The organism is Pseudoalteromonas sp. T1lg122 (assembly GCF_002964825.1).
Lineage (GTDB): Bacteria > Pseudomonadota > Gammaproteobacteria > Enterobacterales > Alteromonadaceae > Pseudoalteromonas > Pseudoalteromonas gelatinilytica.
Map to the genome: position 1 here is coordinate 405,677 of NZ_PQCG01000034.1, position 24,260 is coordinate 429,936.

The 24,260-nt window shown below is 39.6% G+C and carries 24 protein-coding genes; 6 read left to right on the top strand and 18 right to left on the bottom strand.

Annotated elements, in window-relative coordinates; all coding sequences use genetic code 11:
• Positions 1-142: 142 nt before the first annotated feature.
• The gene (locus tag C2M33_RS20025; protein WP_063706579.1) at positions 143-1,546 is read right to left on the bottom strand and encodes a sigma-54-dependent transcriptional regulator; all 1,404 of its coding nucleotides are present in this window, start codon (positions 1,544-1,546) and stop codon (positions 143-145) included.
• Positions 1,543-2,655, bottom strand: a complete 1,113-nt coding sequence (locus tag C2M33_RS20030) for a sensor histidine kinase (protein ID WP_105175240.1) — start codon at positions 2,653-2,655, stop codon at positions 1,543-1,545. Before C2M33_RS20030 ends, C2M33_RS20025 begins: the two co-directional genes overlap by 4 nt.
• 128 nt (positions 2,656-2,783) lie before the next feature.
• Here C2M33_RS20030 and C2M33_RS20035 point away from each other — a divergent pair, with 128 nt between their 5' ends.
• Positions 2,784-3,374, top strand: coding sequence for a DNA-3-methyladenine glycosylase I (locus C2M33_RS20035; protein WP_063706575.1), 591 nt, complete (start codon positions 2,784-2,786; stop codon positions 3,372-3,374).
• A 29-nt stretch (positions 3,375-3,403) separates the two neighbouring features.
• Here C2M33_RS20035 and C2M33_RS20040 read toward each other — a convergent pair whose 3' ends face one another.
• Together C2M33_RS20040 and C2M33_RS20045 are read right to left on the bottom strand one after the other, a co-directional pair.
• Positions 3,404-4,843: a sigma-54 dependent transcriptional regulator gene (locus tag C2M33_RS20040; protein ID WP_063706573.1), complete on the bottom strand. Its 1,440-nt coding sequence runs from the start codon at positions 4,841-4,843 to the stop codon at positions 3,404-3,406.
• A 142-nt stretch (positions 4,844-4,985) separates the two neighbouring features.
• Entirely contained in the window at positions 4,986-5,771 is a 786-nt protein-coding gene (locus C2M33_RS20045) for a flagellin N-terminal helical domain-containing protein (RefSeq protein ID WP_105175241.1), read from the bottom strand.
• Between the two features lie 193 nt (positions 5,772-5,964).
• Here C2M33_RS20045 and pseB point away from each other — a divergent pair, with 193 nt between their 5' ends.
• From pseB to C2M33_RS20070, 5 genes are read left to right on the top strand one after another with little or no spacing between them, the layout of a single operon-like run.
• Complete coding sequence (gene pseB / locus C2M33_RS20050; RefSeq protein ID WP_063707199.1) at positions 5,965-6,966, top strand: UDP-N-acetylglucosamine 4,6-dehydratase (inverting); 1,002 nt, start codon at positions 5,965-5,967, stop codon at positions 6,964-6,966.
• A gap of 9 nt (positions 6,967-6,975) precedes the next feature.
• Positions 6,976-8,139: a UDP-4-amino-4,6-dideoxy-N-acetyl-beta-L-altrosamine transaminase gene (gene pseC / locus C2M33_RS20055; protein WP_063706569.1), complete on the top strand. Its 1,164-nt coding sequence runs from the start codon at positions 6,976-6,978 to the stop codon at positions 8,137-8,139.
• On the top strand, positions 8,136-9,020 hold the full coding sequence (locus C2M33_RS20060; protein ID WP_063706567.1) for an aldo/keto reductase: 885 nt from the start codon (positions 8,136-8,138) through the stop codon (positions 9,018-9,020). The genes pseC and C2M33_RS20060 overlap by 4 nt, the downstream gene beginning before the upstream one ends.
• A gap of 60 nt (positions 9,021-9,080) precedes the next feature.
• On the top strand, positions 9,081-10,229 hold the full coding sequence (locus tag C2M33_RS20065) for a Gfo/Idh/MocA family protein (RefSeq protein WP_063706565.1): 1,149 nt from the start codon (positions 9,081-9,083) through the stop codon (positions 10,227-10,229).
• A 3-nt stretch (positions 10,230-10,232) separates the two neighbouring features.
• Positions 10,233-11,315, top strand: coding sequence for an FkbM family methyltransferase (locus tag C2M33_RS20070; protein WP_063706563.1), 1,083 nt, complete (start codon positions 10,233-10,235; stop codon positions 11,313-11,315).
• Between the two features lie 46 nt (positions 11,316-11,361).
• Here C2M33_RS20070 and C2M33_RS20075 read toward each other — a convergent pair whose 3' ends face one another.
• From C2M33_RS20075 to C2M33_RS20140, 14 genes are all read right to left on the bottom strand, one after another.
• The gene (locus tag C2M33_RS20075; RefSeq protein ID WP_105175242.1) at positions 11,362-12,870 is read right to left on the bottom strand and encodes a class I adenylate-forming enzyme family protein; all 1,509 of its coding nucleotides are present in this window, start codon (positions 12,868-12,870) and stop codon (positions 11,362-11,364) included.
• A 4-nt stretch (positions 12,871-12,874) separates the two neighbouring features.
• Positions 12,875-14,437, bottom strand: a complete 1,563-nt coding sequence (gene pseG / locus C2M33_RS20080) for a UDP-2,4-diacetamido-2,4,6-trideoxy-beta-L-altropyranose hydrolase (RefSeq protein WP_105175243.1) — start codon at positions 14,435-14,437, stop codon at positions 12,875-12,877.
• Complete coding sequence (locus tag C2M33_RS20085; RefSeq protein ID WP_229677543.1) at positions 14,424-14,675, bottom strand: phosphopantetheine-binding protein; 252 nt, start codon at positions 14,673-14,675, stop codon at positions 14,424-14,426. Before C2M33_RS20085 ends, pseG begins: the two co-directional genes overlap by 14 nt.
• A gap of 5 nt (positions 14,676-14,680) precedes the next feature.
• A complete protein-coding gene (gene pseI / locus C2M33_RS20090; protein WP_105175244.1) occupies positions 14,681-15,718 on the bottom strand; it encodes a pseudaminic acid synthase in 1,038 nt (345 codons plus the stop codon).
• Between the two features lies 1 nt (position 15,719).
• Positions 15,720-16,490 (bottom strand): glycosyltransferase family protein, encoded by a 771-nt coding sequence (locus C2M33_RS20095; protein WP_325050864.1) that lies wholly within the window; start codon positions 16,488-16,490, stop codon positions 15,720-15,722.
• Between the two features lies 1 nt (position 16,491).
• Positions 16,492-16,980, bottom strand: coding sequence for a GNAT family N-acetyltransferase (locus tag C2M33_RS20100; RefSeq protein WP_063706554.1), 489 nt, complete (start codon positions 16,978-16,980; stop codon positions 16,492-16,494).
• Position 16,981: 1 nt separating this feature from the next.
• Positions 16,982-18,301, bottom strand: a complete 1,320-nt coding sequence (locus C2M33_RS20105) for an aminotransferase class III-fold pyridoxal phosphate-dependent enzyme (RefSeq protein WP_063706552.1) — start codon at positions 18,299-18,301, stop codon at positions 16,982-16,984.
• A 135-nt stretch (positions 18,302-18,436) separates the two neighbouring features.
• Positions 18,437-20,122 (bottom strand): 6-hydroxymethylpterin diphosphokinase MptE-like protein, encoded by a 1,686-nt coding sequence (locus C2M33_RS20110; RefSeq protein ID WP_105175245.1) that lies wholly within the window; start codon positions 20,120-20,122, stop codon positions 18,437-18,439.
• Between the two features lie 65 nt (positions 20,123-20,187).
• Complete coding sequence (locus tag C2M33_RS21435; protein ID WP_105175246.1) at positions 20,188-20,514, bottom strand: hypothetical protein; 327 nt, start codon at positions 20,512-20,514, stop codon at positions 20,188-20,190.
• A gap of 7 nt (positions 20,515-20,521) precedes the next feature.
• Positions 20,522-20,821 (bottom strand): hypothetical protein, encoded by a 300-nt coding sequence (locus C2M33_RS20120; RefSeq protein WP_063706548.1) that lies wholly within the window; start codon positions 20,819-20,821, stop codon positions 20,522-20,524.
• Positions 20,811-21,239 (bottom strand): flagellar export chaperone FliS, encoded by a 429-nt coding sequence (gene fliS / locus C2M33_RS20125; RefSeq protein WP_063706546.1) that lies wholly within the window; start codon positions 21,237-21,239, stop codon positions 20,811-20,813. The genes C2M33_RS20120 and fliS overlap by 11 nt, the downstream gene beginning before the upstream one ends.
• A 38-nt stretch (positions 21,240-21,277) precedes the next feature.
• On the bottom strand, positions 21,278-22,684 hold the full coding sequence (gene fliD / locus C2M33_RS20130) for a flagellar filament capping protein FliD (RefSeq protein WP_063706544.1): 1,407 nt from the start codon (positions 22,682-22,684) through the stop codon (positions 21,278-21,280).
• Positions 22,685-22,709: 25 nt separating this feature from the next.
• Positions 22,710-23,132, bottom strand: coding sequence for a flagellar protein FlaG (locus C2M33_RS20135; protein WP_063706542.1), 423 nt, complete (start codon positions 23,130-23,132; stop codon positions 22,710-22,712).
• Between the two features lie 86 nt (positions 23,133-23,218).
• Positions 23,219-24,190 carry a flagellin N-terminal helical domain-containing protein gene (locus C2M33_RS20140; RefSeq protein WP_105175247.1) on the bottom strand — a complete coding sequence of 324 codons (972 nt, stop codon included), beginning with the start codon at positions 24,188-24,190 and terminating at the stop codon, positions 23,219-23,221.
• Between the last annotated feature and the right edge of the window lie 70 nt (positions 24,191-24,260).

Genomic DNA, 24,260 nt, shown 5'->3' on the forward strand with positions numbered 1-24,260 from the left:
TGCACTGATAAAGCACAAATCATGCCACAAAATAAATCAATATATATCAATAATTTAACGTGTTTATTTTGTTTGTCAGAGTTTTGACAGCAAACAAGCTCACAAAAATGTGAGCTTGCTAAACTAACTTTTTGGTGGGAGTTTATGCAGGTAAGGCAATACCCAAGTCACGCATTTGCGCCAATTTATAACGTAACGTGCGCGGACTAATACCTAAGGTTTCTGCAACCTCTTTACGCTTACCATTACAGCGCGCTAAGGTTTCTAAAATAATACGATGCTCTTTGTCTTTAAGCTCGTCTTTGTAGTTACCCTGCTCACTCATTTGTGGCACAGTATCTAGATTAACGTCAACAGGCTGTTCTTGATAAGCCGGTGCATTGTGTGGTGGCGTAGCGACTGGTTTTATATCCACCGTGAGTAATTCTTCAATAAAGACATCATCTTGATGAATACTGTTACCATCACATAATATCAACGCACGTTGAATAACATTATCAAGCTCGCGCACATTACCCGGCCAAGCATGCGCTAGCAGCTTTTGCTTAGCTCCTTCGGTTAATAGCGCAATAGGCTCTTTACTTTTCAGGCAATGGCGCTCAATTAAATGCTCGGCCAATACAATAATATCACCCGGACGCTCTGCTAATGGTTTCCACATTAGCGGGAACACATTTAAGCGATAATATAAATCTTCTCTGAACAGATTCTCGCTCACCGCTTCTTTTAAGTCGCGGTTACTTGTAGCCAGTACGCGTACATCAAGCTCTATGGTTTTACGGCCACCTAAACGTTCTACTTCGCGCTCTTGCAGTACACGCAGTAATTTAGCTTGTAAGCCTAAATCCATCTCCGTAATTTCATCAAGTAAGATGGTACCACCTTGAGCTTGCTCAAATTTACCAGGACAGGCTTGAATAGCGCCAGTAAACGCCCCTTTTTCGTAACCGAATAAAGTTGCTTCAAGCATATTTTCAGGAATAGCAGCACAGTTAATAGCCACAAAGGGGGCATCGCTACGGTTTGATTTATCGTGGATAAAACGAGCCAACACTTCTTTACCTGACCCACTTGGGCCAAGCACCATAACACTGGCATCTGAGCGCGCTACTTTACTGGCAAGTTCTAATAACTTAATGCTCGATGGATCGGCAACAATTGGGCCATCGGTTTCTTTTTCCTTTTCAGGCAAATAACGACTCACCATGTTAAGAAGCACTTCTGGGGCAAACGGTTTTGCCATGTAATCAATCGCGCCTAAACGCATTGCCTCTACAGCATCATCAATGGTGGCATAGGCTGTCATCATTAATACTGGCAGCTCAGGATAATTAAGTTTAATGCTTCGTAACAGGTCAAGGCCGCTCATTGCGCCCATTTGCACGTCGCTAACAACCAATGAATAGCTATTTTGCTTAAGTAAGATCATCGCTTGTTCAGCGCTATCTGCAGCAACGCAATCAATACCCGACATTTCAAGGGTATCGATCAGTGCTTCTCGTAAGCCTGCGTCGTCTTCAACGACTAAAATAGAGTTAGTATTCATTTTGCCTCCGCTGACATTGGTTCTGCACTAATTGGCAAGATCAAACTAAAACATGCTCCCCCATGAGCATTATTAGTTACTTCAACCCGTCCTTGGTGCGCATTGGCGACTGAACTTACAACAGCAAGTCCAAGCCCCGTGCCTTGGCTTTTGGTAGTATAAAAAGGTTCGAATAATTTGTTGGCATGGCGTAAATCAACACCTGGGCCATTATCACTGACACTAATGCGAACACAGTTTTCGCTAGTTTCGTCACGTTCAGCACTCAGGGTTACCACAGCCTCAGAGCCAATAATTTGAATACTGTTGTGGATCAGGTTTTGAATAGCACTCGCCAGAGCTGTTTTATTACCCACAATTTCAATATCTGGCTCTGGTAAGTTCACGCTTAGCTCACTGTTATTTTGCGCAACCATCGCATCAGCACCGGCTTTTACTTCATTAAGTAACTGTTGCATTGAAACGCTTTCGACTACTTGTTGCTCACCACTTTTGGCAAATAACAGCATATCGTTCACTTGGGTTTCTAAATCTTTTAAACGCGACATTAATTTTGTATGAAAGTTACCACGCGAGCTTTCTGGCAATCGCTTTGAGCCTAAATTTGCGGCATAAAGCATGGCAGCTGATAACGGTGTTCTGACCTGATGAGCAAGCGAAGCAACCATTTTGCCAAGCGCACTTAAGCGCTGCATATGTGCAACTCGCTTTTGTAAGCGTCTGGTTTCAGTTAAATCTGTCATTAGAATTAACTGCCCAGGCTCTGGAGCAAGCGCAGTAATATCAAGCTTAATTAATCGACCATCTTTAAGTGATACTTCATGTCCATCGTCTTGCTTTGGTCGAAATGAACGTTGAATAACGCTAAACCACTTTTCACCTTCAAGCGGCTCACCTAGCATATCAATGGCAATTTGATTGGCTTTTGCGATCATGCCTCGGCCATCTAAAACCACCACACCCGCAGGCATGGTATCAACCAAGTGGCCTAACCAACTGGCTTGTTGGCGCAGCTCACTCAATTCACCCACATACTCTTCTTGCTGTAAGCATGGGTTATATTGTTTGGCTGTGATAAATTGTGGTTTTAGGACATTTGCTAAGGCCATAATCGATACTCAAAAAATCGTGTCTACCTAGTCAAATGCACAATCCGTACCAAATTTATTTTTGTTTTATTTCAATAGATTAAAGACAAAAACAACACTGACAAAAAAATGACAATCGCGAGGGAATAATGCAAAAAGAACACCATTGTCGTTGCCCATGGCTCGATACCAGCAAAGAAGATTATGTGGCCTATCATGACCAAGAATGGGGGGTGCCATTATATGATGATCACCGCTTATTTGAGTTTATAACCTTAGAGTCAGCACAAGCGGGACTGAGTTGGTATACCATACTTAAAAAGCGTGATGGCTATCGAAGTGCCTTCAAAAACTTTGTTGTTGAAGAAGTTGCCAAAATGACCGAAGACGACGTCGAACGGTTAATGCAGTTTGAAGGCATTATTCGTAATCGCGCTAAAATCGCTGCCACTATCAATAACGCGCAGCGTTTTATTGAAATTCAAAAGGAGTTTGGCAGTTTCTCAAACTACCAATGGCAGTTTGTGGGTGGCAAGCCACTGGTAAACGACCTCGATAAATTAGCAGACTATCCGGCTATTACTGAAGCCTCAACAGCATTTGCCAAAGATTTAAAAAAGCGTGGCTTTAAATTTTTAGGCCCAACGACTGTGTATGCGCATATGCAAGCCTGCGGTATGGTCAATGACCATAGCAATGATTGCTTTAGAAAAGCTGAGATAATCAGTGAATACGAATAGATAAAACCGAGCAAGACACCTAACGCGGCTTAGTCGCGCGTTAGGTTGTATTTCTTCATTTTTTCGACCAGTGTGGTGCGTCTTACACCTAAAATTTCTGCAGCACGTGCAACAACATAATCGTAGCGCTCTAATGCTTGGCTGATTAAGCTGATTTCAAGCTCAGCAAGATACTCTTTCAGCTCAATCCCTTCATCAGGTAATAAACCCGAGTCTACCGTTGTAGCTGGGGTATCAAGCTCTTCCTCATCGTAATCACTAAAGCCGGTACTGAAAATATCGTTGAAAGCATCTCGCTCCATCAACTCTTCAGGGTACTCAGGCTCATAAGCCTCAACTTCGATATAACGATATTTAGCTGGTAAATCTGGCACATCAACTACTTTATCAGGGAACATGATCACCATGCGCTCAACTAAGTTAGCAAGCTCACGAATATTCCCCGGCCACGCATGCTCTTTTAAGCTTTGAATCGCACGCTCAGTAAATTTGGCCGTTGTGCCACTTTGCTCGTTCACACGACGCATTAACTCTTTTAAAAGCAGAGGAATGTCGTCAGCACGCTCACTTAGCGAAGGGTTTTCAATTGGAAACACGTTTAAGCGATAAAAAAGGTCTTCACGGAAGTCGCCCTTTTCAATCATCTCTTCAAGGTTGCGGTGAGTTGCAGCAATAATGCGTACATCAGCTTGAATAGGCTTAGTACCCCCTACTCGCTCATAGCTACGCTCTTGCAACACACGTAGTAGTTTAACCTGCATTTGTAAAGGCATATCACCTATTTCATCTAGAAACAGCGTGCCGCCTTGCGCTAATTCAAAGCGCCCTTTGCGTGCAGAAATAGCGCCCGTAAAAGCCCCCTTTTCATGGCCGAACAGCTCACTTTCAAGTAGTTCACCAGGAATAGCACCACAGTTTACCGGCACAAATGGCCCTGTATTGCGTTTAGAGAGTAAATGAACGTTACGTGCAACAACTTCTTTACCTGTGCCTGACTCACCTAAGATCAGCACATTGGCATCGGTTTTTGCTACTTGCTCAATTAAAAAGCGCACATCTTTTACAGCTTCGGTTTCACCGACTAAACCATCAAATGATTTGTTAGATTTCGCTTGTTTATGGTCACCCGGTAGCATGCGTTGATATTGCTGACAATCATGCAATAGCTGAGTAGTTACATCATGGTTAAACGGTTCACAAATTAAACCAACTACATTAGCAATGCTTAGCAGCGGTTTGAGTGTTTCACCAATTAATAAAAACGGAATGGCAGGAAACTGTTTGATCACAGCCTCGTGGTTTAGCTGCTGTAAAGCACCAAGAATGACCATGCATTCTTGCTGTTGATGTTTTTCACAAAAAGACTGTAATGAAGTCTCATCAACTAATTGTGCAGTTTCACCAATGAAGGTAAGTGCTGCATGTAAACCTATCGCACGATTATTATTATTGTCTAAAATTAAGATCATTATTGGCGAACCACAGTTACCACGAGGTTAGTTAATTTCTAAATTGTAAGCGAGTTTAGGAGGGATGCAAGCGCTAAGCGGCAATTTATTGACATCAACGCCAAAAAATAGTCACTTAGCACTAAAATTTAATACTAAAGAATTAAAGTAAACCTAATATAGACTCGGCTGAACGATTAGCCTGACCACGTAAGGCAACCGATGCTTGCGATAAAATATCATTAGCTACTTGATCAGACACGGCTTTTGCATAGTCAGTATCTTCTATTCGGCTTTGGCTCGCAGCAATGTTCTCTCGCTGGTTACCTAAACCTTTTATCGTACTCGTCAAGGTGTTTTGAAAAGCGCCTAGCTCAGCTCTTTGGGTGTTAATTTCCTCTGCTGCTTGGTCGCTAATATCAATGGCAGCTTGAGCACCTGCTTGGGTTGAAATATCGATTCCCGCAATAACTGAAGCAATACTACCATCAGATGGCGTCACTGATTGTGTGGTGTTGGCATCAGGACCAACTTGAAACGACACTTGCTCACCATCAAATAAAGGTTTACCACCGAATGTCGCATTTTCAAACGTTTCTGAAATTTGCGTTTGTAATTGCGACACTTCTTCTTGAAGTGCTGCCCTATCACTGTCTGTGAGCGCACCATTACCCGCTTGAATAGACAGCTCTCGTATGCGAGAAACGGCATCATTCACACCAGATAGATTTGACTCTGTTACTTGCGAGTAAGAAATGCCATCGTACGCATTATTAATTGCTTGGCTGTAGCCATCTTGTTGTGACGTTAATCTATCAATAATTTGCAATGCAGCGGCATCATCTGCCGCTGAGTTTACTTTTTTACCTGACGCTAGTTGCTCAGCAAGCTTATTACTCGTTTGCTGAGTTTGGTTTAAAAACCCAGTATTGGGTGATTGAATTTTCATGGCGGCCTCCGACAAACCGATTGCTTAAATTATAGCTTAATTTGCCAAATTTTGTACTTTGTACCATGGTTTAGATAAATTAACTTGGCATCTGACTTGCTAGTGTATTAGTTAATAGTTAAATTACTGAGAATTGTGTCAAAATTCTCACTTTGCGTATCAAACGCCAATGAAAAATAACTCGGGTAACGCTATGTTCGACAATAAAACAATTTTAATTACCGGTGGTACCGGTTCATTCGGTAAAAAATACGTCAAAACGCTACTAGAACGTTATAAACCTAAGAAGATTATTATCTTCTCACGGGACGAACTAAAACAGTTTGAAATGCAGCAAGAGTTTGACCAACCGTGTATGCGATACTTCATTGGCGATGTTCGTGATAAAGAAAGACTTCGTCGAGCTATGCGTGGCGTAAACTATGTGATTCACGCAGCAGCATTAAAACAAGTACCTGCCGCTGAATACAACCCAATGGAATGTATCAAAACCAATATTAATGGTGCTGAAAACGTCATTGATGCTGCCCTTGATAATAACGTAGAAAAAGTCATTGCACTGTCAACTGATAAAGCCGCGAACCCAATCAATTTATATGGTGCGACTAAACTTGCATCAGACAAGTTATTTGTTGCTGCTAATAATATTGCTGGCGGTCATAAAACAACCTTTGCTGTCGTAAGATACGGTAACGTAGTGTGTTCGCGTGGCTCTGTTGTGCCTATTTTCCAAAAGTTTATCGACCAAGGCCGCGACCATATACCAATTACTCATGAAGAAATGACTCGCTTCTGGATTAGCCTGCAACAAGGTGTTGATTTTGTTCTAACTAACTTTGAGCGTATGTTAGGTGGTGAGATTTTCGTACCGAAGATCCCTTCAATTCGCATTACTGATCTTGCCAAAGCCATGGCACCTGACTTACCAATTAAAATAATTGGTATTCGCCCAGGTGAAAAGTTACACGAAGTGATGTGTCCTGCCGACTTATGCTTTGAAACGTACGAATATAGCGATCATTTTGTAATCGCTCCGGGCATAAAATTCAGTAGTCGTAGCAATGATTTTACGGTGAATGCACTGGGTGAAAAAGGCGAGCAAGTTGCTCAAGGTTTCGAGTATAACTCTCTCGATAACCCAGATTATATGAGCATTGAAGAAATTAAAAACTTCAACGTCCAAGCGTTACTGTAATACTTCATTATGACGAATAAGGTAATTCCTTACGGCAAACAAAGTATTTCACAGGATGACATCAATGCCGTAATTGATGTATTAAAGTCTGACTGGCTAACGCAGGGACCTGCGGTTCCTGCATTTGAAAGTGCCATTGCAGAATATTGTGGTGCCCACTATGCCTGTGCCACTAACAGTGCGACTTCAGCGTTACATATTGCTTGCCTTGCTTTAGGCGTAGGTAAAGGTGACATTGTATGGACGTCGCCAATCTCCTTTGTCGCATCGAGTAACTGTGCGCTGTATTGTGGCGCAGAGGTCGACTTTGTTGATATCGACCTTGAAACAGGCAACATGTCTGTTGCAGCACTTAAAGAAAAACTAACATTAGCCAAACAAAACCAGCGACTCCCTAAAGTCGTGATCCCTGTTCATTTAGCTGGTCAGTCATGCAATATGGCTGCAATCAATGCACTTGCCAAAGAGTATGGTTTTAAGGTTATTGAAGATGCCTCGCATGCTATTGGCGCAAAGTATAAAGACAAGCCAGTTGGCAGCTGTGTTTATTCAGATATTACTGTGTTTAGCTTTCATCCAGTCAAGATAATCACATCTGCTGAAGGGGGTATGGCAGTTACCAACTGCGCTGAGCTCAACAAAAAAATGAGCCGCTTGCGAAGCCATGGTATTACTAATATTTCTGAAGAAATGACCGAGCCAAGTCACGGCCCTTGGTATTATCAACAGCTAGCGCTTGGTTTTAATTATAGAATGACGGATATGCAAGCCGCTTTAGGACTGAGTCAATTAAAGCAGCTAGACAACTTTGTATCAGTGCGAAACGACATTGCAACAACATATAACCATGCGTTTGCAAATTCAACGGTAGCTCATTTGACACAATCGGATGATTGTTACTCTAGCTACCATTTATATATTGTTCGTTTAACACAGTGTGATGTAGAAAAACATAAGTCGGTCATCACAGGCATGCGCGAGCAAGGAATTATTGCTCACTTGCATTATATACCGATCCATTTACAGCCTTATTATCAAGCTTTAGGCTTTTCGGACGGTGATTTCCCTAATGCAGAAAGCTACTATAAACAGGCTGTTACTATTCCTCTGCACCCAACTATGACAGCAGATGAGCAGCAATTCGTTATCGATACATTGATTGGTTTAGTATGAAGCTTGCTCTAGGTACAGTGCAATTTGGCTTGAATTACGGTGTCAGTAATAAGCTTGGTCAACCAAGCATTGCCAAGGCTCATGCCATTTTAGATATTGCAAAAGACGCAGGCATTACAACATTAGATACCGCACTTGGTTACGGCGAGAGTCACCAAGTGTTGGCATCCTATCCTTCGATTAATGACCGCTTTAACATAGTTACTAAGTTACCTCCTCTACAAAAAGAGCAATTTTCTAATCAGGATGCAGATAATTACATTGCATTAATTGAGCAATGTTTTTCAGATTTTAAAACTCAAAAACTAAATGCAATCCTATTTCACCAAGCAAGCGACATTGAGAAACAAGGTGTAGCGCCCGTTTTAGCGTGTTTAAAACAACGACAATTAGAAAATCAATTAGCGAGTAAAGGGGTTTCTTTGTATTCAGGTGCAGAGGTGGATAGCTTCACACAGTTGAGCGAAATTAACCTTGTGCAAATACCTTACAATGCATTTGATACCTACTTTAAAGACACTGGCGCTCTTTCATTACTAAGTAAAAACAACACTCAAGTGCACGCTAGATCTTGTTTTTTACAAGGCTTGTTATTAATGCCCATCAATGAGTTAGCTAGTTACTTTAAACCTTGGAAGCAAAATTTAGAATCATTTCATCAGTTAGCGCTGCATCTTGGTGTATCGGCACTAACACTCAGCCTTGCATATGCTTTAAAAGAAGATGAAATAGATAAAATAGTTGTCGGTGTGAACTCAGAGTCCGAGTTAGAGCAAATTTTAGAGGCCTATCAAAGCAGCATCAAAATCTCTCACGACGTGCTCAAAGAAATGACGGTTAATGATCCAAGACTCACCAATCCAGCAAATTGGCAACTATAAATAGTTTAGAAAAATGATTGATTGCCGATAAATGGCTATGATCAAAAAAGGCAGATATATATGAATGACAATAATAAACAATTAAAACTTGCCTTTATTGGCGGTGGCAATAACTCAGCTGTAGGCTATGTTCACTTCGCCGCAAGTCAACTCGATAACAAGTTTGCAGTAGTTGCAGGTGCCTTTTCAAGAAACCCCGATGAAAATAGTGCAACAGCGCAGAGATGGGGAGTTTCAGAAAAGCATTTATACAACGATTGGCAAGAGCTTATAGAGCAAGAGAAAAACCATGTTGATGCATTTGTTATACTGACACCAACACCCCATCATATTGAGGTAATAACCACGCTTCTAAAGGCGAATTTACCGATTATTTGCGAAAAAGCACTTGTTACCGGCCCTGCTGAAGTCGCTGAAATTGAAGCCTGCTACGATAAAAATAAACACTTTCTAGCTGTTACATACAACTACAGTGGCTATGCGATGGTCAGAGAGTTGAAACACCTAGTAAAGCAAGGTGCACTTGGCACTATCCAAAAAATTCACCTTGAAATGCCACAAGAGGGATTCAGAAGGCCGCCAGATATTGCAGGTAAACCATCGATGCCACAAGCGTGGCGATTAAAAGATTTTGAAGTGCCAACCATTTGCTTGGATTTAGGGGTGCATTTACACCACTTATCAACATACTTACTTGAAATGGAGCCAACGGAAACAATCGCACAGTTTACTAACCATTCTCAATACCCAAATTTAATTGATGATGTAAATATGTTGCTGAACTACCCAAATAACATCAAGGGTAGTATGTGGATGTCAAAAACGGCTATTGGCCACCGCAATGGACTTCAAATCAGAATATACGGTGATAAAGGAAGCGCGCGTTGGTTCCAACTAAACCCTGATGAATTAGAGTTAAACTACAATGACGGTCGCAGAGAAATCTTAGATAGAGCCGGACAGTGTGAGTATGCTAACCAATTTAGATATAACCGAATGAAGCCAGGTCACCCAACAGGATTTGTTGAAGCCTTTTCTAATTTATATACAGATATTTACGAAGAACTTTGCTGTTACTTAGCTGGTACAGACAAAAAAAATGACTATGTATTTGGCTTAGAGCAAGCAAAAGACGGCTTGAACTTATTTAAAGCAGCGCAAGAATCAGTCGAGTCAGCGCAGTGGATAAAGCTTAAAAGAGGTAATTAAATTATGATGAATAACCTTCCTATAGCAATCTATGGCGCCGGTGGTAATGGGCAAAAAATCTATCATGCACTTTCAGAACATGGAATTAAAATAGAATTTTTTGTCGATTTATACACGCAAGAAACTGAGTACCAAGGCTGTCCAATTTACAAACCTGACAATATTGCCAATAAAAATGTAACCATGCTTGTATCGGTATCTTGTACAAGTGAAGCTATTAAGCAGGATCTAATTGGAATGGGTGTTCAAGAATGCCTAAACATGAATGAAATCATTAATAGCTACCCATATGTTTTAGAACGTTTTATTTCAAAGGATTACCGAGCAAAACTAATCTCTAGCACACAGAACGACAAAGAACAGTTAACTTGGCTTAAAGAAAGACTAAGCGATGATGAGAGCAAAAAGTGTCTTGATGATATCATCGCATTTCGTAGCTCACCCTCTAGTGAAAGCTATGTTGAAAACGACTGGCAAACCCAATACTTTCCACCTTGGTTACTGAAACTTCCTCTTTGGAAAAAAGGGATTAACTTTATTGATTGCGGTTCATATATCGGCGATACACTTGCAAGTGCAGCACAAGTATTAAAAGAAGCAGATATACAGTTAAACACAATGCAGTGTTTTGAACCTGATCCAAAGAACTTCCACTTATTAAACAAAACAGCGAAAGAATTAGTCTCTCAAGGTATTAAGACTTATTTATTTCCATGTGGTGTATGGGAAGAAAATACAATATTGAGCTTCAGTGCAGACCTTTCACAAGGCAAGTTTGCTGACTCACAGCAAATCACAGACAACAATTTACTTCTGCCTGTTATAGCGTTAGATGATACCAGCATAGCCTCTGCGGTTAATTTCATTAAAATGGATATCGAGGGCGCAGAGCCACATGCATTGAAGGGCGCAAAAGAAATTATAACGCACCAATCCCCGCTACTCGCTATTTCCGTCTATCATGAGCCTGCTCATCTTTGGCAAATAGCTCAGCAAATTGAAAGCTATAACCCTAATTATGAGTACAAACTTCATTGTCATGGCGATTTCGGTCTAGAGATAATACTGTACGCAATTCCAAAATAAAAAACTTTATAAAGCAGCCTTCATAGGCTGCTTTGCCAACTTATGGCTATTGCGAATACTTTTCTTTGACCAACTGACGAAGAATTTTGCCTAAACTACTTCTTTCAAAACTATCAATTTGCTCTAACACTCTAGGCTGTTGATAATCGGTTAATTGCTGTAAACACAGTTTCTTTAATTCTGTTTCATTTACTGACGCCGAAAGCGTCGTATAAACAACTTTTATTACCTCACCAAACTGAGAGTCTGGAATTGAAAAAGCCACGCAATCTTCAATGTCTGGATGCATTTTTATCACGGCTTCAATATCTTGAGGGTATACATTGATCCCCCCACTTGAGATCAACTCTTTTTTACGGCCGACATAATATAAATAGCCTTGCTCATCGAGGTAACCTAAATCTCCGGTTTTGAAAAAATCACCAAGATAATAAGCTTCTCGCGTTTTTTCCGGTAATTTATGATACCCACTAAACCCGGTTGTTGTTTTACAACAAATTTCTCCAACTTCTGTTGCAGCTAATTCTTGGCCATGCTCATCGGTAATTTTCACAGTCACAAATGGTAAAGCATTGCCTACACTGCCGCTCAATTCAGGGTGTTCTGATACCGCGAAATCAGTCACAACACCAACCTCTGAAGCTCCGTAACACTCGTGTAAACGGCAACTAAGCAAAGAAAGTAAGCTTTGTTTACTCTCTTTATCTAATACCGCCGAAGAGGATACGAGGCAGCGTAAAGAGCTCAAATCATGCCCTTCAACACCGTTTTGAATTAAGCTTACTAATTGAGACGAAACGGCAAATAGAAAACTCACTTGGTGCTGTTCAATTGCTTGTAGCCATAGCTTCAAATTAAACTTTGGTAATACAACCGTTGTTGCACCAAGCATCAAAGGCATTAGCACACCACGCTGAGCTAGCGAGTGGTACATAGGAGTCGCTACGAGAATAACGTCATCGGGCGTTAATCCGTAGTAGTTTATGGTCGCATCAAATGCTCTATTTACTTTACATGCTTGGCTCAACACTATTGGCTTAGGTTGACCGGTAGAACCAGAAGTCATGGTTAAGATGTAAGGTGCTTGCGTATCAATCGCATCGGTAAAAAAGCATTCTGCTTGAGCTTGTTGAACACAAAGCCAATTTGTTTCATTAGCAACACTTTGGCCTAATGTTATTAAGTTTTCAGCTTCAATAAGATTATCTGCAAGAAGTGATTTGCTAATGGTCGGCCAAGCAATCACCTTAGCAACAGGGGTCTTCTTAAGAGCAACGGTCAGAGCAAGCCCTTTTAAGCTAACAGGTAACGGCACTGCGGCTAAACCTAACTTAGCGATTGCCAGCAGCGAAACAATAAATTCAATACCGTTAGGTGCAAATATTGCGACACGTTGGCCTTGCGTAACACCTTGTTTTAAAAAATGGCTAGTAAGCTTAATAACTTGCTGATTTAATTCATCATACGTTACGCTTTGCTGTTGAAAGACAACAGCTACCTTAGTGGGAGTATTAGCGACATTCGTAGCAAATAACTCATAAATACCTTTATCCACCTACTCACCCTTTTCCTACAAAATTAAAATCATCAATCGAAGCATTTGGAAATAAATGTTGGGTCACTGCCATTTTTTTCGCATCCCCTGCAATAGATTTAAATCCTGCTCGCTGATTAAGCAAATTTACAAACTTATTTTCTTTATTAATAACGGCTACCCACATTGCACCTGGGTATGTTTGCTCAGTCTCTTTTAGTTGCCAATCTAATACTAGTTGAGCATGGGCAAAATTAACATCGTCACTTGCTGCAAACCAGCCACCAATTAAATAATTTTGCTGTTCTATTTCATACAATTGATGCCAAACGTAAAGTAACGGCTTACCTTTAACTTCCATAACATAAGAATCGCGTCGATTAGCAAACCACCAGCAATAATGATCAAGTTGATCGATATCTTTTGTGATCGTCATTCGCCAAGCATTGTTCGGTAAGTTTCTCGCTGCCAAATAGCGGTTTATATCCTGATCAACCACTCGCCTTAACGTGATTGTGTCGGTTAAATGCTGATACTGGCTTTCAATGAAGTTGCTATTGGCTTGAGTAATCTGGCTAGAAGCAAGCTCTGAAGTAATTAACTTAGCAACACGACTTGCACCTTCGCCATCAATTTTTACAGCAACGTTTTCACGCATTAGGTGGATACGTTCTATATTTTGTAGCATTGCTAAAATTAACTTTAAAACCTGTTCTGGCGGATAGTCAATTAAGTTTGCGATATGAAAATAATGCCCCAAATCATCTAATGCAGCTTGTTGATTTTCTTGATTCTTTGCGATTGAGAACGTTAACGCAGGGGTTTTAGTCGCAGCCAGCTCATACAAGGAAGTGCCTAAAGCGCCAACAAACAAGGTGCAGCTTTTATAGTAGTTTGCTAAACAACTAGGTGCTTCAATTAAATTTAATTGCGAGTGACCTAAAGCTAACTCATGTAGCTGAGTAACGGATGTAGCATTAGGGCCTATAATTAGATTAACTTTATACTCTGGCGCTGTTTCAAGAATTAATCGTATGATTTCAGTAAGCTCTTTCCAATCGCCACCACCGCCGAGAGAAAACATAAGCTCTTTATTTGAGCGATCTGTTTGCACGCAGTTTCGATAAGCCCTAGACAGCATCGAAAAATCAGGACCAAGTAAAAAGTGTTGTGATTCAAGTGCAGTACTTTGATAACGTGACGAAGTCTTTTCAGCATTCCATTTACTATCGATAACCAGCTCTGCTAGATGCTCTCTTTCAAGATCATCAACCGCAATAATCGATGGCACATGTTTAGCCATCTTTGATTCCCATTCAATATCAAAACGATAGCTATCAATAATTAATGTATCAATAATGAGCTGTTGCTCGTTGAAAAGCTGAACACAGTTAGCCGCATCTTCTATCTGTGTTTTTGCATAGGGTAATAAATGTATATTCCCGAGTTCTTTAGTTAAATGATGCGACAATTGTGTATCGACTAAAAAAACAACTTCTTCACCTAAACATTGCAACTCTAACGCGAGCCATTTACAACGCATAAAGTGACCCAAGCCACATAGTGTATCGACTCTAATTGCTATCATTTAACTTCACTAACGCAGTCGCTAAATTTCCTACTTTTGCATTTTCACTGTCGACCATTAACTCTGGAGGAACAGCAATACCATATTCGGTTTCTAAGCTCATTATAAGGCTCAGTATTTCAAATGAGTCTAACGCCCCTGCAGCTACAAAGTCATATTCAGCAATGTCAGCATCTTCAACAAATACGCCGCGTTCTAATAAAAATTGCTGAACCGAATGGATTAAGTCTTGTTTCATATCGCTCACTTTAGATCACTCCAAGACAATTGAGTGCCACAGCGTAATTCTTTATTAACTGTTCGCCCAATAAGGCTTGGCAGCTCTTTTGGCATAATTTCGCCGCCCCCAGGACGCATTTGTCTTAAATGCTCAGGGCTCAGCTGCTCTCCAGCTTTAATATCTTTGATAATGTAAACACAGCGACGTGCTTTTGAAGCAACAGATGGGTAATCAACTTTGCCCAGTGCTTTTTCAATTTGTCTCACACCATGAACAAGGGCCTGAAGCTCAGATGGCGTCATTGAAAAAAAGCTATCTGCAGTATTGTCTGTTTTGTCTAATACAAAGTGCTTTTCTATCATGCATGCACCGACGGCAACTGAAGCCAGAGGCACATCATTTCCCAGTGTGTGATCAGATAAACCAACCGGACATTCAAAAGCCTGTTGCATATGAGGGATAGTTCGCAAATTAATAGTCTCTGCAGGAGCAGGATAAGTGCTTGTACACTTCATCAATGCAAGTTCAGTAACACCCGCATCTTCTGCGACTTTTACCGCCTCAGCAATTTCAACTAACGTCGCACCACCTGTAGACATAATTACGGGTTTACCAGTAGCGGCAACATCACGAATTAATTGGTGGTCAATTAATTCAGGTGAAGCAATTTTATAGGCTGGAGCATCTAATTGTGCTAATAAATCGACTGCCGATTTATCGAATGGTGATGAAAAACAAGTAAGTCCAAGTTTTGCTGATAGTTCAAACAGTTCCGCATGAAAATCCCAAGGCATATAAGCTGTCTTGTATAAATCATGTAAGTATTGACCTTGCCATGGACCCGTCGCTTCAAAGTGTGGAAGTTTACAATCCATGGTTAAAGTATCTGCGGTGTAAGTTTGTAGCTTAATCGCATCAGCACCGGCTTCATGAGCGGCATGAACTAACTCTCTAGCTTTATTTAAACATTGACCATGGTTAGCTGACATTTCAGCGATGATATAACAAGGGTGATCGTGCCCTACCCATGTATCAGCTATTTTAAATTCTTTCTTAAACATATTACCCAACTTGAACTTGTTCTACGTGCTCATTGATCTTAAGTATATCAGGATGAGAGCTTAGCATTTGTTTTAATTCATCAAATGTGAAATCAGTACGGTAATCGAATAAGCTATAAATGGCTTTAATTAACTCATAATCAGCTGGCTCATCTAAAGTTAAACGCCAATGACTGAAATCATCAACGTTCTTATAGTCAGCCACTTTCATATTTCTGCAAATATATTGCGTCATATGTTCTTTTTCAAAATCTTCTGTTGCACATTCAAAGGCTGATTTAAGCGCCTCAAAAGTAAACACTTCTGTATCAAAACCATTAGGAAAACCACAGTGAGGGCCAGCCGAAATATAATCATACTCACTGCGCACACTATAGAAGTGGTCTATAACACGTGCGGTTTCAGTTAAATCAATGAGAGGACAATCACTGGTACAACGAACAATCACAGTATCTGAGTTTGCATTTACAGACTGTGCAGCTAGGTAATAGCGACTTAATACATTGTTAGTGTCACCTTCAACGTATTTCACACCCAGTCGTTCACACAACTCAGTGATCGGTCGTTGAGTGCCATCATCTGTTGTCGCGATAATGATCTTCTCTTTAAAAGGAGCCAATCTTTCAAGCATCACTTCTAATACAGGCTTTGTTCCAAGAGGCAGCATTACCTTTTTAGGTAAACGAGATGACGTCATTCTAGCTTGAATTACAATATAAAAATCGTTGTTCAGAAGCTTTGAAACAAGCTGTTCAGTAAAAGTATTCAACAACTTAAAACTCCCATAACATTGTTAGACCGCCATCATTTCGACCATCATCTACAACTTTAAAACCTATTTTATAATAAGCCGAAACGGCAGCAGTATTAGCTGAGTCAACACCAAGCTGCATTTTAGTAATACCTAATTGCTGCTTTGCATGGCGTGCAAAACATTCAATTACTTCCTTTGCAACCCCTTTGCCATGCCACGCTTTTTCACCAATCAGAATACCCATTTCAACACAATCGCGGCTTTTTCCTTTGATGATAAACTTAATATTTCCAATATGCTCATCACAATCAAGAGTAAAAATGCCATAAAAATACACATCTTTATCTGCAAGCTGCTCTTCAATATATGCAACAAGGCCACTGTTAGACTCTGGTTTATTTAGGATGAATTCGCTAACACCTGAATTCAACCAGTTTAAATACTTAGCCGATGCATCCGCTGCTTCTAAGTATCTTAGTTTAAACCTATCTGAAGTCAGTAAGTTCATCTTAATTCAGCCTTTTAAAGCCCGAGGTTGATGGAATAACATGTGCCAGTAACTCTGGGTTTTCAATCGCATCGGCTATGGCCGAAAACGCATTATCAACCGCTTTTAAATAAGTCTCAACGTGGTGCTCTTTGTGCGCATACATGCAGTAAAACATATTAGTTGCTAATACACCTTGCTCTAACATTTTCTCAATAAAGTAGGATTTAAGCGTCAAAAAGTTTTCATTCTTTAAACTAAAGTGGCAAAGGGCATCAATACCAGAAACATGAATTTCAAGGCCATGCTTTTGCGCTAAACTTAGCCAGCCATCCTTAATTTTTGCACCGATTACGGCTAGATGCTCATGGACTTGGTGTTGCTCGTAATAGTTGATCGTTGCTAATGCAGCTGTAGGCCCTACTCGTTCAGTCCACATAGTGCTAGATATAAAACTAGTTTGTGCTGCATCCATCCATTTAGACTTGCCTATGACGGCAGCCATAGCATAGCCATTAGCCATTGCCTTAGAAAAAACTGCAATATCAGGATTAATACCCAGCTTCAAATGCGATCCGCCACAGTTGATCCTAAAGCCCATAGATATTTCATCAATAATTAATGGGATATTTAATCGTGCTGCAATGGCCTCAACTTGCTGCCAGTATTCTTCAGATGGGGCAAAATTTCTCATTGGCTCCATCACGATAGCTGCAAGCTCTTCACCATTTTCAGCAACTAACTGCTCTAGCGCTTCGATATCATTAAAAGGAAAAGGGAGTGCTGTTCCTGCTAGCGCCTTTGGAACACCTTTAGGTGAAAGGCCAGGAATTAAATGGTCGTTAAGATTACTATTACTTGTAACATTGGCTGATAAGTACCAATCATGCCACCCATGATAACCACTAAAAGCAATTTTATCTTTACCTGTTGCTGCTCGTGCAATACGCACTGCGACAGTCATTGCTTCACCGCCACAACGGGCATATCTAACTTCTTCAGACCAAGGGTGTAATTCTAATAACTTCTCAGCAAGCTCAACATCCTCAGGGCAATTTAAGCTAGAACTAACCCCATTGCGAATAGAGTTAATAACCGCATCATCAACTTCATCTACCGCATAACCAAGAATATTTGCACCGATACCCGAAATAGACATATCGAGGTACTCATTACCATCAAGATCCCACACTTGGCATCCTTTTGATTTAGAAAAATACCCAGGCCAAATATTGGTACTAAACATATCTGGTCGCTTAGAAAGCAATTGGGTTAATCCTGGGATGATACTTTTTGCCCTTTTTTGAAGAGCAATGCTGCTTGTTGTTTTTTTTGCGGTCATAATCTTAAATTCTTCTACTGAAGGGAGTGTATTATCCATTTGATATATTCAAACATTTGACTGGATGAATATATCAAGCCCAAATTTTTATCGTGAACCTATTAGATATAAAGATAAATTCTATTAAAAATATCTTTATTTACATAGTCGTACATTTTCTTTGTAATAGTCAGGAGCACCTTCAATAAATGAAATCCAGCAGTCAAGTGCTTTGTTGTAGTACTCTAAAATTTCCGTTTCATTACCATAGTTATAAAGTAATGATACTAATAAAGACGTGGTATAAAGCACTTCACCTTCAAACAGCAAAAATACGTTTAAATATTTCGCTGAATTTTTAAAAGAATATAAATAACGAACACTTTTCAGTAGGTTGTTGAGTGCATCAGAGCGAATAGCCGTTTCTTCTTTTAGCATTTCTGCCATTGTTTTACAGAATTCTGTAAACTCTTCGAAATGAAGTAAAGGCTCAACCTCACCTAAATCGACTCTCGTAGAGAAACGGTGCTCCTTCACATACTCAACGACTGCTGATTTACTTAATGAAGTAGGTTCTAAGTAGATATAGTCAGAATGCAGAGGTGTGGCACCTTTAATTTTTGCACCGTTACTGCAGTTATAAAAGTTAATCCCCTGATTTTGGAATGAATTTATTAACTTTTCCATTTGAATGTTGCCTACACTCATAAATTCATCAGTGAGTATAGTAGGAACAAAGTTTCCTGGCAGTGCGATTTGTTTACCTATCTTTAAAGGCTTATGTTCTACCTGACCTTCTTTGTTGTAATAAAAGCTCGATTTAGAGTGATGATAATCCTCATCAACATAGCCGTTATCTACACCAAAGAGGTAAATATTCTTAAAACCAAGATGACATGCATAACTCAACGCAGTGTTACCAACCAATGGGTTACAGTAAGAAAGCACCTCAGTGATTGGTTTTCTATTAATAAATTGAGCTAAATGTACTAACTGAGTTGCAGATTCATTCCCTTTAAGACCAAACCCCGTCCAAGGAAATAAACTAGAAACTGTTGGGTGCATCACATTCGTAACAAGCAAATTCATTTTCTTACGAGCAGACTCAGGCAAAAAGTCCCGTAAGAAATCATGGGTCATCTCTGTTCTTTCTAAAGCAACATGAAAGTCAGGAATAATTCCCTTTTTGACTAAAGCCGTTGATGCTGAATTACAAGATAGAATAACGACTTTGTCTTGCAGTTTTTGTAGAAATTCTATTTCTTGGTCGAGAGATGGTCCATTCGCAATGATAACTACAGGAAATTCAGCCATCTCTTTGTTCATTGGCTTTTGCACGCTCATTAGATTAAATTCATTTTCTAAATTACCAAGCGTGTGTGCGATGCCCATCATAGCGTCATCAAAAAAACCAAAACCGGTAAAAAATTGATGAAAATTAGTTTTAAACTCATCAATCCATTTATTCATTTTTTGAGATGGGTAATGTTGATAGAACCAAGTATAGCTAACAGACGCGATACCTACATTACGGCTTCTGTCATAGATATTTTTGAATACTTCGTCTTCAGATTTACCAATACCTAGGTAAAGAAAGCTACCATTTTTATCAATACTTTCTAAGATACTCTTCCATTCAGCTACAAATAAACTTGCAAAGAAGTAATCTTCGTTAGGCTCAATGATATTTATAAAACTAATTTCACGTTTTTCAATGAGTTCAGGTAAGTGATAACCAAGGCCAATACCAAACAACATTAGACTTGGCAGTTTCTCATCTAATGAGTTATTGACAGGTAAATTGGCCTTTGCTTCACCAAAAAGCTTCCCTAAATTATTCATCAAATCGATATGAATAAAATCTAACGGATTCTCTACAGATGAAATAGCTGAGTGATCGGTTTTGCCTAAATTGGATTTTCGAGGTTTTTATGAACTTGCTCAACAGCTTGCTTAATAGGATCTGAAGAGTACATAGGCACTCTTGTTTCATAATCAATAATATTCGCAGTGCCATTGTCGTTTAGAATAAATTGAAAGTGTTCACTTGGTTCGTATTTAAGGAATTTTTCAAAAATTTCAGGGAAATATTGCTTAAACGCTAAAAGATTTTCTTCAAACTTAGAATTTGCCTTATCCGCGAACTCTTGCTCTCTTCTTTGCTGCTCAATTGTCTCATCGATTTTATTTGAAAGGGACTCGATTTGAGCCTCAACAGAGGGGAGTTTGGTCATTTTTTACCTACTTGATACTTTTATAAACATCGAGCTTCTTTTTGGTACGTAACTGGGACGCTATCGTTTTGGCTAATGTTTTTTTTCGGTTTTCTAAATTAGTCACTAAATCAACGAACTTATCATAAAATACTTGATAAACCTCAACATTAGAATCAACTAAGGGAGCATTTTGATCAAAATAAGTTCTAATGTCATGGTCTAATTTTTTAAAAGAAGATTCGCATTGTTCAAAATCTTCCTTGATTAATGATGAGTTGATTTGATCAATTTGCTTCTCAAAGTCAGCTAATTGATTATCCAACATTCGCGTCTACACCATTATCTAAAAGTGTTTTTTCACGAACATCATGCGGAATGGCATCCCACGCTGACTTAATTTCTTTAAGAAGGTTAGAGACCTCAGTCACTATTTCAGGATCATTCTTAATGCTTGCATCTAACAACCGGTCAATCATGTACGAATACAATGCATAAAGGTTTTCAGTAACCTCTCCACCTACTTCAAAATCTAAACATCCTCTTAGCGCTTCAAGAATCGCTGATGCTTTTGATAGATGCTCACTTTTGGCTTCAAGGTGTCTTTTTTCAATTGCCACTTTCGCCAGCACCATCTTTTCAATAGCGCCAGCCATTAGCATTTGAATGATTTCGTAACGGTCAGCACCTGCAATGCGAGTTTTAAGTGCTTCCTTTTGATAATTTTTAACTTTTGCGTTGTACATGGTTCACCTATATGCCTAAACAAAGAGAAAAATAACTTTTATGATGATGACTTAGTAAATCCTGGAAGACTAGATAGTTGTGCACTTAAGTACGTTTGCGTTGACTGCATTTGCGCTAACAACACATCTAAGCCTGCATATTGCTGGCGAAGTCTTGCTTCTAACTCTTCCATTCTATATTCATGATTAATAACATCATCTTCTAGGTCATCAAGTTGAGAATTTAAGTTAGTTTCTCGTTGATTCATGATTCCTTTAGAGTCTAAATAATTGTCAAAAAGAGACTCTAATTGTTTTGCTATCCCATTTTCACCTGCAAAAGCCTTGCCAATATCATCATAATTCTCATCCATAGCTTCATTTAAGCTACGGACTAGGCTAGATTTTTCCAAGTAACCATCTTTATCAACACCTAAACCAATATCAAAGATACTTGAAAACGGACCTGCATCCGTAATAGGTGTTGAAAGAGCATTAATTAATTGAGAATCGAATGAACGAATTGTTGAATCTGCATTTAGAGGTTTACCTACACGCGTTTGTAGGCCTATTTGACCTATTAGGTTATTATAGTTCGCGATAAACTCATCAACTAGCTTAGTAACACTTTCAGTGTCAACGTTTACAGATAACTTTGCCGTTTCACCGTCAACACTTTGTCGCTTTGCAACAATTGTCATGTCTTGTACAGCATCTTTAAATGTATTGGTATCATTAACAATTGAAATACCATCCACTTTAATTTCTGCACTTTTAGCTTCATCACCTGAAGCAATTGCAATACCGCCTGCAGTAACGCCATCATTAGCAAGTGTTGAAACATTATCAAGTTCGGCCGTATCGTTGGTAATAACTAAATCATTACCTGCACCTGATACATTTGATGTGAGAACTAACTTTGATTCAGTCCCCGTGTTAATGATATTAGCAGTAACACCAAAGTTATCGTCTGAATCATTAATTGCATCACGTAAATCAGCAAGCGTTGCACCCGCATCGAGTGTTAAGTCAAAGCTCTTGTCACCTGCAGAAAAAGACAATGTACCACCAGAAGCAGTAACAACATCATCTGTTGAGGTAAATAGGCCAGCATTAGATGTCGCTCGACTACCTTGAGCAAGCTCCACCACTTCAATATTGAAGTCCCCAGGTGAAATATCTGAAGTTGGTGTTACTGATATGAGGTCGCCATCATCACTGGTCGGTTGCTTAATGTTCGCAATTCGCTTGTTAAAGTTATCTATATCAGCTAACTTTTCAATAGTATCCTGAAGCTTTGACATTGCAGATTTAACTTCGCCTAAAGACGAAAGCTCTACCTGTAAAGACTCTTCTTTTTCAGCGAGCGCATTTAATTTAGGGGTACTCTCAGCTGATAGTGTCGCACTGATGATGCTTTCCAGATCAAGTCCAGAACCAACCCCAGCAGATGTAATTAATGCCATAGTAATACTCCTAAAATACTAATTGCTATGCCGTTCTATCGAACAACAAACCTTTATTGCTTAATTTATCGGCAAACTCTTCTAAAGCTTTAGCCACTTCACGAAATTCTTCTGTTGGAATTTCTCGAATTACTTCGTCATTTTCTTTATCAAGAACTTTGATAATGGGTGGATCTCCCTTTTCATCAAATTCAAAAATTAAATTTGTTGATGTAACTGGGATATAGCTATTGAGTTTTTCAAGGTTTTGTTTTACTTCGGCAATTAGATCGTTTTTGTCTTTTTGCTCATTTCTTTTTGAAACTTGTTCAATATCCACGGGCTCTCTACCAGCAATTTCTGTGCCTTTATTTGCTTTAATATCATCTATTTCGGCTTTTAAATTTGCAGAATTTCCACCGGCAGTAAGGTTATCATTAGACCTTTGCGTTGAATTAAGATCTATCATAGTAACACCTCTTAATATCTTACTCGGTAAGTATAAGCCACTTCGAAGCAAATTTCCTGAGCCTGAAGTGACTTATAAAACAAATATTAGCCTAGTAGTGAAAGCGCTACTTGAGGGCGTTGATTTGCTTGGCTTAAGATTGATTGGCTAGCTTGTTGTAAGATTTGCATCTTAGTTAAGTTAGCTGTTTCAGTCGCGAAGTCTGTATCTTGGATACGTGATTTCGCAGCACTTAGGTTTTCAGAGATATTAGATTGGTTACGGATTGTTGATTGGAAACGGTTTTGAACCGCACCTAGCTCTGCACGCTTTTTATCAACTACTGCAATCATCGCATCCATACCAGCTAACACGTATTGTGCATTTGTCTGAGATGAAACACTGATAGATGTTTCTCTGAACTTAGTTTGGAAGTCACTTGTTGCGCCGATAGCAGAACCCGCAATATCAGATACACCAGCAGCTAGCGTTGTTAAACCTTTACCGCCAACAGCACTCGCTACACCAGCAATACCAGATAACGTGAAACCGCCATTTGTAGAGATACTGTTTGTTGCAGCAGTACCACCTACGTTTTGCATACTAAAATCGATAGTTTGCACAGCATCAGCACCTACTTGGAATTTAGCATCGTATGTGCCATCAAGTAAGTTTTGACCACCGAACGTTGTATCTTCAGCAACACGGTTAACTTCTGCAGAAAGTGAACGAATTTCTTCTTGAAGTGCTAAACGGTCTTCATCAGTATTCGAACCATTCGACGCTTGTTGTGCAAGAGTACGAATACGTTGGAACATTGACGTTACTTCGTCTAGTGCACCCTCAGCTGTTTGCGCTAAAGAGATACCGTCATTCGCATTTCGGTTACCTTGCGTTAAACCATTAACTTGGCTTGTTAAACGGTTAGCGATCTGCATACCTGCAGCATCGTCTTTTGCACTATTAATACGTAAGCCTGATGAAAGGCGTTGGAAAGAAGTATCAAGTGAAGTACCTGATTTACTTAACTGTCTTTGTGCGTTCAAAGAACTCACATTAGTGTTTACATATAAAGCCATATTAGCCTCCGCTTTATCATTTTATAGCTAAACAGCGGGATACCCCTACCCTGCTGTTTAACCGACTTAG